The following is a 13613-nucleotide window of genomic DNA, read 5'->3' on the forward strand; positions in this document are numbered from 1 at the left end:
TCATGAACTATCTCAATGAACTGCTGTTTGGTCTGTACCCCTACGTGGCCGGGACCATCTTCCTGGCCGGCGCCCTGCTGCGCTTCGACCATGGCCAGTACACCTGGAAGACCGGCTCCAGCCAGATGCTCTCCAAGCGTCAGATGCGCCTGGCCAGCAACCTGTTCCACATCGGCATTCTAGTGATCTTCTTCGGCCACTTGGTCGGCCTGCTCACTCCGCACTGGGTCTACGCCCCGTTCATCAGCGCCGGCGCCAAGCAGGTTACCGCCATTATCGTCGGTGGCATCGCCGGGGTGATGTGCCTGGTCGGCGGCGCCATGCTGCTGCACCGCCGCCTGACCCAGCCACGCGTACGGGCCACCTCCAGCCGTGCCGACATTGTGATCCTCGCGCTGCTGGTCGCTCAGGTATCGCTGGGCCTGCTGACCATCATCCCCGCATTGGGCCACCTCGACGGCGGAGCGATGCTGAGTTTGGCCGAGTGGGCCCAGGCCATCGTGTTTTTCAAGGGTGGCGCTGCCGAGCACCTGGCCGAGATGGGCCTGATCTACAAGCTGCACATCCTGCTCGGCCTGACCATCGTGCTGGTGTTCCCGTTCACCCGTCTGGTGCATGTGTGGAGCGCCCCGCTGGGCTACGTCGGCCGTCGCTATCAAATTGTCCGTCGCCGGGCCTGAAACTGCCCTTGCTCGGCCAGGCAGTATTGGCCTGGCCGAGCAGACACAGTTTCACTGTTGAGGATTGATCAAGATGCAACTGATTCCACTCGAAACCCTGCCCGCCAGTGCGCAGACCATGGCGATTCCACCAGTGTGGGTCGGCGACGTGAACATCCCCGTCGAAGACATCGCCCGGGAGATGCAGTACCACCAGGCCGACTCCGTGGAAGAGGCCCAACTGCAGGCGGCGCGTGCCCTGGTCGTGCGCGAGCTGCTGCGCCAGCGCTGCAGCGAGCTGGGCTGGGAAATCGAAGACAGAGAGGAAGCCGCCCTGGCTGCCCTGCTGGATGCGGAACTGGATGTTCCCGAGCCCGCCGAGGCCGACTGCCAACGCTACTTCGAGGCCAATGGCGAGCGCTTCAGCGAGCCGGTGCGTCTGTCGGTTCGCCACATCCTGCTGGCGGCTGCGCCGGACGACGCCGCAGCTCGCGACAGCCAGTACCGCCTGGGCCAGACGTTCATCGCCGAACTGCAGGCCGTGCCCGAGCGCTTCACCGAGTTAGCCCAGCGCCACTCCGCCTGCCCCTCGAAGGACAATGGCGGCGAGCTGGGCTGGCTGACGCCGGGCCAGACCGTGGCCGAGCTGGACCGCGCCCTGCAGCGCCTGCCCGAAGGGCTGCATGATCGGCCGCTGGCCTCGCGTTACGGCTGGCACGTGGTCAGCGTCGACCATCGCGAGGGTGGCCGTGCCCTGCCTTACACCGAAGCCGCCGAGCGAGTGCGCCATACCCTGCGCGAGCAGGCCACGCGCCGTGCGCTGCGTCACTACCTGCTGGCCATGGAAGCACGCCTGGGCGTCAGCGGCGTGGCCCTGGACGACGACGCATCCGGTGCCCTGATTCAATAAGCCATTCCAGACGCATCCCGTAACTTCATATTGCCGCCACCTGCGGGTGGTCGAGGAGGATCCCATGGCCCACGTCCACGCCGATGCGCCCTTCGTGCCGCTCAATATCGCGGTGCTGACGGTCTCCGATACCCGCGGCTTCGACCGCGACGGCAGCGGCGACCTGCTCTGCGCGCGCCTCATCGAGGCCGGCCACTGGCTGGGCGACCGGCGCATCGTCCCCGATGATATCTACCGTATCCGTGCGGTAGTTTCCGAATGGATCGCTCGTGACGGCATTCATGCCGTGCTGGTCAACGGTGGCACCGGCTTCACTCCGCGCGATACCACCCCCGAGGCACTCGCGCCGCTGTTCGACAAGGCCATCGAGGGTTTTGGCGAGCTGTTCCGGCAAATTTCCTATGCCGATATCGGCGCCTCGACGATCCAGTCGCGGGCCATCGGCGGCGTGGCCAACCGCACCCTGGTGTTCGCCCTGCCGGGTTCGCCCAAGGCCTGCGCCACAGCCTGGGACGGCATCCTTGTCTCACAGCTCGACGCACGTACCCGGCCCTGCAATTTCGTGGCCATGGTGCGCCCCGATGCCTCGCCCTGTGCCAGCCGCCAGCCGGCCACACCGCCAGCCGCCGCGGAGCCACAGACATGAGCTGCGCCAGTTGCGATACCCTCACGCCCGGCCTGATCGACCTGGATGACGCCCGCCGTCGCCTGCTGGCCGACGCTCGGCCCCTGACGCCAAGCGAAAGCTGCCCGCTCGATGCCGCCCCGGGTCGCATCCTGGCTGAACCGGTCAATGCCCGCCTGGCCATGCCCGGTGCCGACAACAGCGCCATGGATGGCTATGCCCTGCGCATTGCCGATCTCGAAACCCACCCCAACGGTCTGCCGGTCATTCAGCGCATTCCGGCAGGCTGCGCCCCGGCCCTGCTTGCCGAAGGCAGCTGCGCACGCATCTTTACCGGTGCGCCGATCCCCGCCGGTGCCGACTGCGTTGTTCCCCAGGAGCGCTGTCGCATCGACGACCAAGGCCGTGTCCATATCCAGGGCGAGGCGCTGCCCGGCGCCAATATTCGCCGACGCGGCGAGGAATATCTCGAAGACGCGCCGCTACTGCCCGCCGGCCAGCTCCTCGACGCCCCCGCTCTGGCGTTGCTGGCCAGTCAGGGTATCGTCGAGGTCGAGGTCTTCGCCCGCCTCAGAGTGGCGTTGGTTTCCACCGGTGATGAACTGGTCGAACCGGGCATGCCCCTTGCGCCGGGCCAGCTCTACAACAGCAACCGCGCCATGCTCAGCGCCCTGCTCCGGCAGCAAGACTGTGAGCTTGTTGACCTGGGCATCGTTGCCGATACCGCCGCCGGCCTGCGCGATGCACTGTGCCAGGCGCGCGACAGCGCCGACGTGGTGATCTGCACCGGCGGCGTCTCGGTTGGCGAGGAAGATCACATCCGCCCGGTGCTGGCCGGGCTCGGCGAGTTGATCTTCCACGGCGTGGCGATGAAGCCCGGCAAGCCCTTCGCCTTCGGCCGCCTGCACCGGGCCGTTGGTGACGTGCCGCTACTTGGCCTGCCTGGCAATCCAGTTGCCTCGCTGGTGACCTGGCAGGTACTGGGGCAGGCCTTTGTGCAGGCCTGCCAGGGCCGCCGCCCGCGTCCGTTGCAGCAGTTCCCGGTCAAGGCGGGGTTCAGCCGCCGCACCACGCAAGGCCGTCGCGAGCTGCTGCGAGTAGTACTCGATCCTACAGAGCCCAGCCCGGTAGTGCGTTTGGCTGGCGGCCAGGGCTCGGCCATGCTCGGTGCAGCCTGCCAGGCGGACGGTTATCTTATGGTGCCCGGCAATACGCCGGTGTTGGAGGGAAACGACTATGTGTTCCTGTCCGTTGCACAATTCGCCGTCTGACGCCGTCGCCAAGCGACGCTATCTACGCGACCTGGTACGCAACGTGCCGTGGCTGGCCCAGTTGCCCGAAGACGAACTCGACTATCTGCTGCAAGGCGCCAGAGTCCACGTCGCCGAAGGCCGTGAATGGCTGTTCCGCCAGCAGACCCCGGCGCATTGGATTTACGTGGTGGTCAGCGGCGCCGTACGCCTGTTGCGTGACACTGATGATGGCCGCCTGGCGACGATTCGCTGTGTCGAGCGCGGCGGTACGCTAGGCGAACTGAGCCTGATTTTCCCGCAGCCCACCTACTTCTATTCAGCCGAGACACTACGGCGCACCCATGTGCTGGCGATCAGCGCCAGTCGCTGCCAGGACAGTCTGGGTCATGAGAGTTGCCGTGGCGCCTTCATGACCCGCCTGTCCCAGGAACTGACCGAACGGCTGGAGGACATGGCTTTGCTGACCCAGGCCGACGCAAGCGCAAGGCTAGCCAGCTTCCTGCTACGCCAGCTTCCGGCTGGTACCCAATTGCCGCACGCCATCTGCCTGAGCGTGCCTAAATGCTGGCTGGCTGCCCAACTGGCCATGACGCCAGAGACTCTTTCCCGGTTATTGGGCCGGCTAAGCCGGGCCGGAGCAATCCTCGTCGAGCGCCACCAATTAGTGATCCTCGACCGAGAAAAACTGTATGCCTACAGTAGATAAGAATGCCGCTCCTGCTGCCTACGGGCTGCCAACCAAATCGAAGGTAGAATATGAACAAACTGGTGGATGATTTCGGTCGTCGTATCCGCTACCTGCGTCTCTCCGTGACTGATCGCTGCGATTTTCGCTGTGTGTACTGCATGGGGGAGGACATGACTTTCTTGCCCCGCGCCCGGGTGTTGACGCTGGAAGAACTCACCGCACTGTCGCGCGCCTTCGTCGAACTGGGTGTGGAGAAGATCCGTCTGACCGGAGGTGAACCGTTGGTGCGTCATGGCGTCACCGACCTGGTCGAGTCCATTGGCGCCCTACCGGGCCTTCGTGACTTCGCCATGACCACCAACGGCAGCGGGTTGGTCAAACATGCAGAGGCGTTAAGGCGCGGCGGGCTCGCCCGGCTCAACGTTAGCCTCGACACCTTGGATCCTGAGCGCTTTCGGGACCTGACCCGCACCGGCGACCTCAGCCGGGTTATCGCCGGTATCCGCGCCGCGCGTGAGGCCGGCTTCGAACATATCAAGCTCAATGCAGTGATTCTCAAAGGGCGCAATGATGACGAGGTATCCGACCTGGTCGAGTTTGCCCGCCGCGAACGGCTCGACATCAGCTTCATCGAGGAGATGCCGCTGGGCCAGGTGACCGAGCATGATCGCGCCGCCACCTTCTGCTCTAGCGATGATGTACGTGCCCTCATCGAGCGGCATCATGCGCTGCTGCCTTCCACCGAGAGCACCCTGGGCCCATCGCGCTACTACCGCATGACCGATAGTGACACACGCATCGGCTTCATCTCCCCGCACAGTCACAATTTCTGCAGTGCGTGTAACCGCGTCCGAGTCACCGCCGAGGGTCGCTTGCTGCTGTGCCTGGGCAACGAGCACTCGCTGGACCTGCGTGGCGTGATGCGCCGTTACCCCGGTGACGGCGACCGACTCAAAGCGGCCATCGTCGATGCCATGCGCCTCAAACCCGAGCGCCACCACTTCACAACCGATGGCGATGTGCAGGTGGTTCGCTTCATGAACATGACGGGAGGGTGACCTAAGTTTAATTAACTAAAGTTGCATGCTGTTGTGTGACTGCCACGCCGATAGCGAACGTATAAGGAGCATTCACTCCTTTGCGCAGGAGATTCGCTTGGTGGCAACAACACATAAGCCACGCCGCGGTTTTTAACTCAGCCTGCAGGACAAGGTCCTGCTGCTGGTGCTGACCCCGCTGCTGCTGCTGACCACCGCGCTGATCGGGGTGGTCACCTATGACCTGGTCCAGGCCTCGCGTAGCGCGCTGGCCTGACCTTCTCCCATAAACCGGTCCATCACCAATGTGGGATTTCCGCTACGTTTACCCTGATAGCAGGAGATCTCGCGGTGAAGCGTAACCGACATACCGAAGAGCAGATCATCAGCGTCCTCAAGGCCAATGAGCGCGGCGTATCGGTCGCCGAGCTGGCCCAGCAGAACGGCGTGACCGAGCGCTGGAAGGCCAAGTACAGCGGCATGGAGGTCTCAGAGGCCAAGCGCCTACGGGAACTGGAGACAGAGAACGCCCGGCTCAAGAAGATGTTGGCGGAAAGCGCTCTCGACAATGCCGCGCTCAATGAGATCGTCTCGGGAAAGTGGTGACGCCCGAAGCGAAGCGGCGTGCGGTAAAGCACTTAGTGACAGGCGGCTGGATCAGCCAGCGAGGTGCCTGCCGATTGCTGGGCCTGGCAAGATCGGTGGCTCGGTACCAGGCAATGCCGCGTGACGATGGGCCGCTTCGGGCACGCCTGCAAGCCTTGGCGACCGGCTATTCCCGCCACGGCTATTTGCTGCTGCATGCCTTGTTGCGTCAGGAGGGCCTGGTGATCAACCGCAAGCGTACTTGCCGGCTGTACTACGAGCATGGCCTTCAGGTCCGAACCCCGCCGGCGCAAGCGGCTGATACGGCCGAGGGCACCGATGCCACTCCCGGACCGCCCCAACCAGCACTGGTCGATGGACTTCGTATCGGATCAGTTGGCCTCGGGGCGTCGGTTTCGTGTCCTGAACATCGTGGACGAAATCATCTATACCCTTAGCGTCGCCGGTAGCCAAGCTTTCACCGTATTGAACTGGTCAATCTCGGCCATCGTGTTTTTCCTGTTGACCTTGTATGCCCTGAGCGCCGCCCTGAATACGATCGATGTCGGCATAGGCGATGAAGGTGCGCAAGTACGCCACCACACAGGCCCTCGAGCCATTCAATCTCTGGAATAGAAAAAGAAGTATCTTGTGAGTGCCCCATAAACTCGGCCCAGGCCGAAGGCGATGTCGCCGCCCTGTTCCGTCCCGATGATTGGAGCCGCTCGATCCGCCTCGGCGCCGTGGTACCGCACGCCGATGTTGGGCCTGAAGCGGAAAAGCAAGCATGGCCCGGGCGAAGAACGTGCCCTGGCTAAATTGGGTGTCCGCCGATTGGCGATCGTCAATCCGCCGTGGTTTGACGCCCTCGATACGCCAACAATCGACCTAGCTCGAAACAGAGAGGGTCTCGGCACCCTCCCCTAGGCTAGCCGAAACCATCGTCTGCACGAAAATGGAGTCTGTAAACAACAGGTTACCTAACATCTATAAAGATCAAGGAAACTTTCACCTTATGCTATAAATGGAGTGGATATTTTCAACTTATGCAATAATATGAGAAATATAAACCTACAGACAGTAATTTGCGACACGCATTAAAATCATAGCCTTACGTTGTTGTGATTTTTCAGCTTATGCTTTAACCCACAAAACCAGCCCACCGGCGATGTGAGATTTCCGCTACGTTTACCCTGATAGCAGGAGATCTCGCGATGAAGCGTAACCGACATACCGAAGAGCAGATCTTCAGTATCCTCAAGGCCAACGAGCGCGGCGTCTCGATCGCCGAGCTGGCCCGGCAGAATAGCGTGACCGAGCAGACTAACTATCGCTGGAAGGCCAAGTACAGCGGCATGGAGGTTTCGGAGGCCAAGCGTCTGCGCGAGTTGGAAACCGAGAATGCTCAACTGAAGAAGCTGCTGGCAGAAAGTGCCCTCGATAATGCCGCCCTCAAGGAGATCGTCTCGGGAAAGTGGTGACGCCCGAAGCGAAGCGGCGTGCGGTACAGCACCTGGTGACAGGCGGCTGGCTCAGCCAGCGAGGTGCCTGCCGACTACTGGGCCTGGCAAGATCCGTGGCTCGGTATCAGGCGATACCGCGAGACGATGCGCCGCTTCGGGCACGCCTGCAAGCCTTGGCGACCTGCTATCCCCGCTACGGCTACTTGCTGCTGCATGCGCTGTTGCGTCAGGAAGGCCTGGTGATCAACCGCAAGCGTACCTACCGACTGTACTGCGAACATGGCCTTCAGGTCCGAACCCGCCGGCGCAAGCGGCTGTCCGACCGAGGACACCGATGCCACTGCCGGACCGCCCCAACCAGCGCTGGTCGCTGGACTTTGTCTCGGATCAGCTGGCCTCAGGGCGTCGCTTCCGCGTGCTGAATATCGTAGATGACTTCAGCCGGGAGTGTATCGGCCAACTGGTGGATACCTCCATTTCCGGGCGTCGCTTGGCTCGGTTCCTGGACGAGATCGCGCAGCAGCGCTCACTGCCGACCTCGATTGTCTGCGATAACGGGCCGGAGCTGACCAGCAAGGCGATGTTCTTCTGGGCGCGTGAGCGGAAGGTGACCCTGGCCTTCATCCAGCCGGGCAAGCCGACGCAGAATGCGTTCATAGAGAGCTTCAACGGCAAGTTTCGAGACGGCTGCCTCAACCAGCACTGGCTCCTGAGCCTGGCGGATGCACGATACGAAATTATGCAATGGAGAACTCACTATAACCACGTCAGACCGCACAGCTCGCTGGGCTATTTACCACCTGTAGCGTATGCCCAGCAATGTGCATGAAAAGCGGCTTCTCACATCAAAGGCGGACCTAAACCAGGGGGAAGGTCAGAAGCCATGAAACCTTTAGCAAGCCATATCGAAGGCGGCATTGTTCGAAATTGCGGCCACTACATGCCTGAAGAGCAGCCTGATGAGATCGGAAGAAGAATGATAGAATTCTTCAAAAGATGACATGAGCTAAGTTCCGTCAGAGGCAGCGAGAATCGCTTTCGCATTCAGAACTATCTGTCCTCTTTTCCTCTAGGCTTACGCTGGATTCAACAGATGGGGTCCACTTCAGTTGTCAAAATAAGATTTTGTTGCTGGCAAGTAAAATGCCAGACTAACGGGCATCAAAGGGCAAGCGAAACGCTGCTTAACGTATCATTTTGACTGTGCTAGCGCGGCATACTGGAGAACCAGCATTCGTCTATTTGCTTCGCCATGGCGCCACCAGGCTCAAGGGTCCCAAGTATCAAGTAACGCCGAAGCCTAATGTATCGCCACGAATTTACCGCTAAACAATAGCTTACCAATCCCGGTATATCGCGGTAGGGGGTGTCATCCTCGGCGCTGTCGGTATGCTGCAGTTTCGAGATCATCTATCATCGGCTAGCCTCAGAATAAAGGTCGCAGGCTCTTCCTCCGATCATGCGCCCGCCCACAACGCGCTCTGGGGGACCGCAGAGGATCCAAAGGATCTCAGCCGATTTCGCGCAGCTAACAGCAGGCGGCTTGCGCGGGATGCTTCTAGCTCTCTGGCCTTCACGCAGCATCATGGTTCAGAGAAGGAAAAAGGGGCCGACCTTGCATAAATACTAGGTGCGAATTTAGAGGTATGTAGACAGGATAGCCCCTGCCACTGAACTATTAATATCCGAGATAGATCTCGGCCTGTTTTCGCACTCCGAGAATTATCTTTTTCGCGTCGTTATCTACTAACTGTGATTAGCAGCTTCGGCTAAATCATAGCTTAGTGCCGTAAATACTTCTGAGATCGTAGGCGAAACCTGAAAGCTATTCATCTTTTCTGTAGAAATTAAGCGAGTCTTGAACGAGATCAGCGTAGCTGCCAAGCGCTCCCAATTCCTTTCTGAAATCAAAGCCTTGTTCATGTCTAGCTCGTATGGATAGCAGCTCCATAACAGCTGCGACAGCATGCGCTCGGCGTACTTCAGGGCTAACTGACTGTGTTGCAGCAGAATAAGCATTAAATATAATTGGCGAGTCCTTTTCACACATAGCGCAACCTTTATAATGATGGCTTAACTGGCATAGCTTAACAAAGCTGGGGTTCGTTCTCTTGTCAAAAGTTGTTTTTTTACGACATTTTTACGGCAGCCCTAAGAAGCCTAATCGATATTTTACGCTTCCTCTCCCTAAGCTTGGCTTACTTTTTCCCTGAGGAGTCAAGGCCATGCAAACCTTCTTATTATCCCTTTCTCTCGCAGTCGGTGCCTACCTGTTCATGGCCCGAGTGGTTCTAGGAGACGGCAATGAACGAGGTCATATTCTGTTATGCGCTGGTCATAGGATTGGCGCTTCCCTTAGGGCTGTATATGGCCCACGCTTTTGAAGACTCACGAAAGGGGCCCCTGGATGGAGTCTTTCGCCCCATCGAATCCGTACTGTATCGACTAGCAGACATCGATGCGCACCGCTCGATGACGTGGCAAGCCTACGCCTGGGCCGTTGTCAAGCTGCACGTTCTATTGATCTTGCTGGCCTGGGTGATATTCATGGTCCAGGGCTTGCTGCCGCTAAACCCCGACGGCATCCCTAGTATGGCCTGGGACACGTCCCTACACACGGCCGTTTCCTTTGCCACCAACACCAACCAGCAGCACTACTCCGGCCAGGCCCAGCTCTCCTACCTGAGCCAAACCTTCGCCATCGTGACCTTGCAGTTCGTTACCCCAGCCACGGGCCTGGCGGTGCTTCTGGCCATTGCCCGCGTGCTACTCATGAAAACAAGCGGCACGCGGCCATCCGAAGCGGTAGCGCAAGACATCAGCGTAGGCAATTATTACCGCGACCGAGTACGTACCCTGCTGCGCGTTATGCTGCCGGCCGCCACTGTAGTAGCCTTGCTGCTGGTTTGGCAGGGGGTGCCGAGCACCTACCAGGGTGCCCAAACAGTAAAACCACTGGACGACGTGATCACCGCGACCCAGGAAATCCCGCTCGGCCCGGTCGCTGCGATGGTGGCCATTAAGCAGCTCGGCACCAACGGCGGCGGTTGGTACGGACCCAACTCCAGCGTACCGCTGGAGAATCCTACGCCGCTGTCCAACATTATCGAGACCGTTTCCCTGCTGCTGTTTCCAGTCGCCTTGCTCGTCACCGTTGGCGTCATGACGGGACGGCACCGCTTGATGATAGGCATCGGGGCCATCATGCTGACCTTCTCTTTGGTCTCCTCGACAACTGCAATCCTCTCGGAAAGGCTGCCCAACACGGCGTTCGAGGGCCTGGCCACGGCCGGCAGCCCCAACATGGAAGGCGAGGAGGTTCGCTTCGGCCCCGAGATGTCGGCGCTGTGGGCAAGCTGGACCACTCAGACCTCCAACGGCGCGGTCAACGCCATGCACGACAGCTTCAATCCGCTGGGCGGGCTGGTGACGCTGATGGACATGTTCGTCAACGTGTCCTTTGGGGGTATTGGTGTCGGTCTGATCGGCTACCTGCTGTATCTGATGCTGGCCGCCTTTATCGGTTCGCTGATGATCGGCCGAGCACCCGAATTGCTGGGCAAGCCGCTGGAAACCCGTGAAATTCGCTGGATCTCGCTGGCGATCCTCGCCCAGCCCCTGATCATCCTCAGTTTGACGACGCTGACTGTGGCTTTTCCGGGCTTGGCCGGTAACTCCAACCCGTCGTTTCACGGCCTGTCCCAAGTGCTCTATGAATACACCTCGGCCTTCGCCAACAACGGCTCCGGATTCGAGGGGCTGGCTGACGACACGCCCTGGTGGAACCTGACCTGCGTCGTGGCGCTTCTGGTCGGGCGCTTCCTGCCCATGCTCGCCCCGCTGGCGGTTTCCGCTTGGCTGGCCGGCAAGCGTACCGCTCCTACAGGGCGAGGCAATCTGGCCATGGACAGCGGCGCCTTCGTCGGCCTCACTGCAGGCGTCATCGTCATTATAAACCTGCTGGGCTTCCTGCCGGTGTTGGTGCTTGGCCCGGTCGCAGAACAGCTGGCACTCGGCTTCTGAGGGAGAAAAGGCACCATGTCCACCTCAACCCAAACCCGCTCTGCGACGCATCGCGAACCGAGGCGCCTCCACTGGGGCGGCCTGATCAAGGCCGCCTTCCTTCGCCTGGGACCGCGCTCTCTGGCCCGCAACCCGGTGATGGCCGTGGTCGGCATCGGCACTCTTGTCTGTGCCCTTTACACCGGCCAGGCGACTGCCAGGGGAGAAAGCCTCGCCTTCGCCCTGGCAGTGACCCTGGTCCTGCTGGCGACCGTGTTGTTCGCCAATGGCGCGGAGGCGCTGGCTGAGTCCCGGGGCAAGGCTCATGCCGGCAGCCTATGGGCCACGCGTGGCCAGCTCAGGGCAAGCAAGTTACTAAAGGATGATCACGAAGCCATGGTGGCCGCCGACACGCTGCGACGCGGCGACCGTATCAGGGTCGTGGCTGGCGAGCTGATTCCCGCAGATGGCGAGATCGTCGAGGGAGCCGGTTCGATCAACGAGTCTGCGGTGACCGGCGAATCTGCCCCCGTGTTGCGTGAAGCAGGCACCGATAGCAGCGGCGTCAGTGCCGGGACCCAACTGCTGTCAGACGAGTTAATCATTGAAGTCCGTGTCGGCCCGGGCGAGTCGCTGCTGGACCAGATGATCGCCCTGGCCGAAGGTGCCTACCGTCAGAAAACACCCAATGAACTTGCCCTGACAGTGCTGCTCGGTACCCTGACACTGATGTTCCTGATCGTCGTGGTGACCTTGGTGCCTATGGCGGAATTCGTCGGCATCACGCCATCGCCGGTCATGCTCGTCGCGCTGTTGGTCTGCCTGATACCCACCACTATCGGCGGTCTGCTGCCAGCCATCGGGATCGCCGGTATGAAACGGGCGATGCGCGCCAACCTGATCGCCAAGTCCAGCAAGGCAGTCGAGATCGCCGGCAGCATCGATACTCTGCTGCTCGATAAGACCGGAACCATCACACTGGGTGACCGTCGCGCTACTGAATTCGCGCCCTGCGACAAGATCGCCCTTGGTCGGTTGCGCGACGTGGCGTATCTCTGCTCACTGGACGACCCGACCCCGGAGGGGCGTTCTATCGTATCACTCGCCAGGGATCAAGGCGCATGGCCCCTTTAGACGCCATTGTGCATGCAATGACAATGGTCGCTACAGGCGGCTTCGCTAACAGCGATGCTTCTTTCGGAGCCTATAATAACCAGCCTGAAATTCTTTGGCTGGCTTCGCTATTCATGCTCTGCGCTTCACTTCCCTTCGTCTTGTATATCCGTGCGATCAGGGAAACACGGACTGCGATCTGGCATGACCAGCAAGTAAGAGGACTTATTTATTTTTTAGCAATAGTTATCGTGCTTTTAACGGTCTATAGGATTTTAAAAGGCAGCGATCCATTTGATGCATTGACCCATGTAACCTTCAACGTTATTTCTATCGTAAGCACGACGGGATATGCTTCGGAGGACTACACTACTTGGGGGGCCTTATTCGTCACCGCTTTCTTTTATCTGACCTTTGTTGGCGGGTGCAGTGGCTCCACTAGCGGCGGGATGAAAATATTTCGATTTCAAATCAGCCAAGTAGCGCTGGCCAACCAGCTACGCAGTTTAGTACATACTAACGGGTTCTTTCCCCAACGCTATAATGGGCGTCGACTTCAAGATGATGTTGTGCGCGGTGTTATCGATTTTTTCTTTTTCTTTTTCTTTTTCTTTTTCTTTTTCTTTTTCTTTTTCTTTTTCTTTTTCTTAACGATTGCCGGTCTTGCTCTCGGATTGGCAATGATGGGGTTGGATATGTTGACCGCCCTGTCTGGCGCAGCAACGGCTGTTGCAAACGTAGGCCATGGTTTAGGCGACATTATTGGCCCTGCTGGGAACTTTACTTCCTTGCCTGATCCAGCAAAATGGCTCCTTTGTATAGGGATGTTAATGGGTCGTTTGGAAATACTAACTGTAGTAGTTCTTTTCACCCGCACGTTTTGGAGGAAATAAGTAAAAGCCTTTACGCTCATGCGCGCTCTGCTGAGCGCGCAAATATAGAAGACTAGCTAGTCTGAGCATAGACCGTCAGGTAAGGCCATACAGTAGGAGAAGTCAGCACAGCGGCATGAACCTTAACAGTGCCTTTCAAAACCTACCTTGAAGCTTGTTCAGACAGATCAGCGAGCATCCCAGCAGCGTGAAGGCATAATGAATATCGACACGGCGCTCATAGCGTATAGCCAACCGCCTCATTCGCCCCAGCCAGGCAAAGGTCCGCTCGACAACCCAGCGATGGCGTCCGAGTCGTTGACCATCCTCCACGCCCCGGCGAGCAATGCGAGGCTGGATGCCGCGAGCCTGACATGACCGGCGGCAACGTCGGTGATCGTAAGCT

At 59.6% G+C, this 13613-nt stretch carries 13 protein-coding genes and 2 pseudogenes; 13 read left to right on the forward strand and 2 right to left on the reverse strand.

Annotated elements, in window-relative coordinates; all coding sequences use genetic code 11:
- Positions 1-2 precede the first annotated feature (2 nt).
- The 10 genes and pseudogenes from narI (at position 3) to F568_RS24540 (ending at position 8049) form a co-directional block, all read left to right on the forward strand.
- On the forward strand, positions 3-680 hold the full coding sequence (narI, locus tag F568_RS0118320) for a respiratory nitrate reductase subunit gamma (RefSeq protein ID WP_019020220.1): 678 nt from the start codon (positions 3-5) through the stop codon (positions 678-680).
- Positions 681-753: 73 nt separating this feature from the next.
- Positions 754-1569 (forward strand): peptidylprolyl isomerase, encoded by an 816-nt coding sequence (locus F568_RS0118325; RefSeq protein ID WP_019020221.1) that lies wholly within the window; start codon positions 754-756, stop codon positions 1567-1569.
- Positions 1570-1633: 64 nt separating this feature from the next.
- Positions 1634-2215 (forward strand): molybdenum cofactor biosynthesis protein B, encoded by a 582-nt coding sequence (gene moaB, locus F568_RS0118330; protein WP_019020222.1) that lies wholly within the window; start codon positions 1634-1636, stop codon positions 2213-2215.
- Positions 2212-3465, forward strand: a complete 1254-nt coding sequence (locus tag F568_RS0118335) for a molybdopterin molybdotransferase MoeA (protein WP_019020223.1) — start codon at positions 2212-2214, stop codon at positions 3463-3465. The genes moaB and F568_RS0118335 overlap by 4 nt, the downstream gene beginning before the upstream one ends.
- A complete protein-coding gene (locus tag F568_RS0118340) occupies positions 3431-4153 on the forward strand; it encodes a Crp/Fnr family transcriptional regulator (RefSeq protein WP_019020224.1) in 723 nt (240 codons plus the stop codon). Before F568_RS0118335 ends, F568_RS0118340 begins: the two co-directional genes overlap by 35 nt.
- 50 nt (positions 4154-4203) lie before the next feature.
- Positions 4204-5193 carry a GTP 3',8-cyclase MoaA gene (gene moaA / locus F568_RS0118345; protein ID WP_019020225.1) on the forward strand — a complete coding sequence of 330 codons (990 nt, stop codon included), beginning with the start codon at positions 4204-4206 and terminating at the stop codon, positions 5191-5193.
- 330 nt (positions 5194-5523) lie between these two features.
- Positions 5524-5778 carry a transposase gene (locus tag F568_RS0118355; RefSeq protein WP_019020227.1) on the forward strand — a complete coding sequence of 85 codons (255 nt, stop codon included), beginning with the start codon at positions 5524-5526 and terminating at the stop codon, positions 5776-5778.
- A 113-nt stretch (positions 5779-5891) separates the two neighbouring features.
- Complete coding sequence (locus F568_RS26520; RefSeq protein WP_479691216.1) at positions 5892-6215, forward strand: IS3 family transposase; 324 nt, start codon at positions 5892-5894, stop codon at positions 6213-6215.
- Positions 6097-6393, forward strand: coding sequence for an SMR family transporter (locus F568_RS23275; protein ID WP_019020228.1), 297 nt, complete (start codon positions 6097-6099; stop codon positions 6391-6393). The genes F568_RS26520 and F568_RS23275 overlap by 119 nt, the downstream gene beginning before the upstream one ends.
- Positions 6394-6971: 578 nt before the next feature.
- Positions 6972-8049: pseudogene (locus F568_RS24540) on the forward strand (IS3 family transposase).
- Positions 8050-8966: 917 nt separating this feature from the next.
- On the opposite strand, the gene F568_RS25035 reads toward F568_RS24540, so the two are convergent.
- A complete protein-coding gene (locus F568_RS25035) occupies positions 8967-9143 on the reverse strand; it encodes a hypothetical protein (protein WP_156817492.1) in 177 nt (58 codons plus the stop codon).
- A 381-nt stretch (positions 9144-9524) separates the two neighbouring features.
- On the opposite strand from F568_RS25035, the gene kdpA reads away from it, so the two are divergent.
- The 3 genes and pseudogenes from kdpA to F568_RS23285 form a co-directional block, all read left to right on the forward strand.
- Positions 9525-11243, forward strand: a complete 1719-nt coding sequence (gene kdpA / locus F568_RS0118385; RefSeq protein ID WP_019020233.1) for a potassium-transporting ATPase subunit KdpA — start codon at positions 9525-9527, stop codon at positions 11241-11243.
- Between the two features lie 138 nt (positions 11244-11381).
- Positions 11382-12356, forward strand: coding sequence for an HAD-IC family P-type ATPase (locus F568_RS23280; protein ID WP_229804352.1), 975 nt, complete (start codon positions 11382-11384; stop codon positions 12354-12356).
- Positions 12344-13228, forward strand: a pseudogene (locus tag F568_RS23285) (TrkH family potassium uptake protein); the annotation flags it as partial. The gene F568_RS23280 and the pseudogene F568_RS23285, both read left to right, overlap by 13 nt.
- Positions 13229-13363: 135 nt before the next feature.
- On the opposite strand, the gene F568_RS24545 reads toward F568_RS23285, so the two are convergent.
- On the reverse strand, positions 13364-13613 hold a 250-nt coding region (locus tag F568_RS24545; RefSeq protein WP_156817493.1), incomplete at its 5' end, for a transposase.

Source organism: Modicisalibacter luteus DSM 23508 (assembly GCF_000378505.1).
Classification (GTDB): domain Bacteria; phylum Pseudomonadota; class Gammaproteobacteria; order Pseudomonadales; family Halomonadaceae; genus Modicisalibacter; species Modicisalibacter luteus.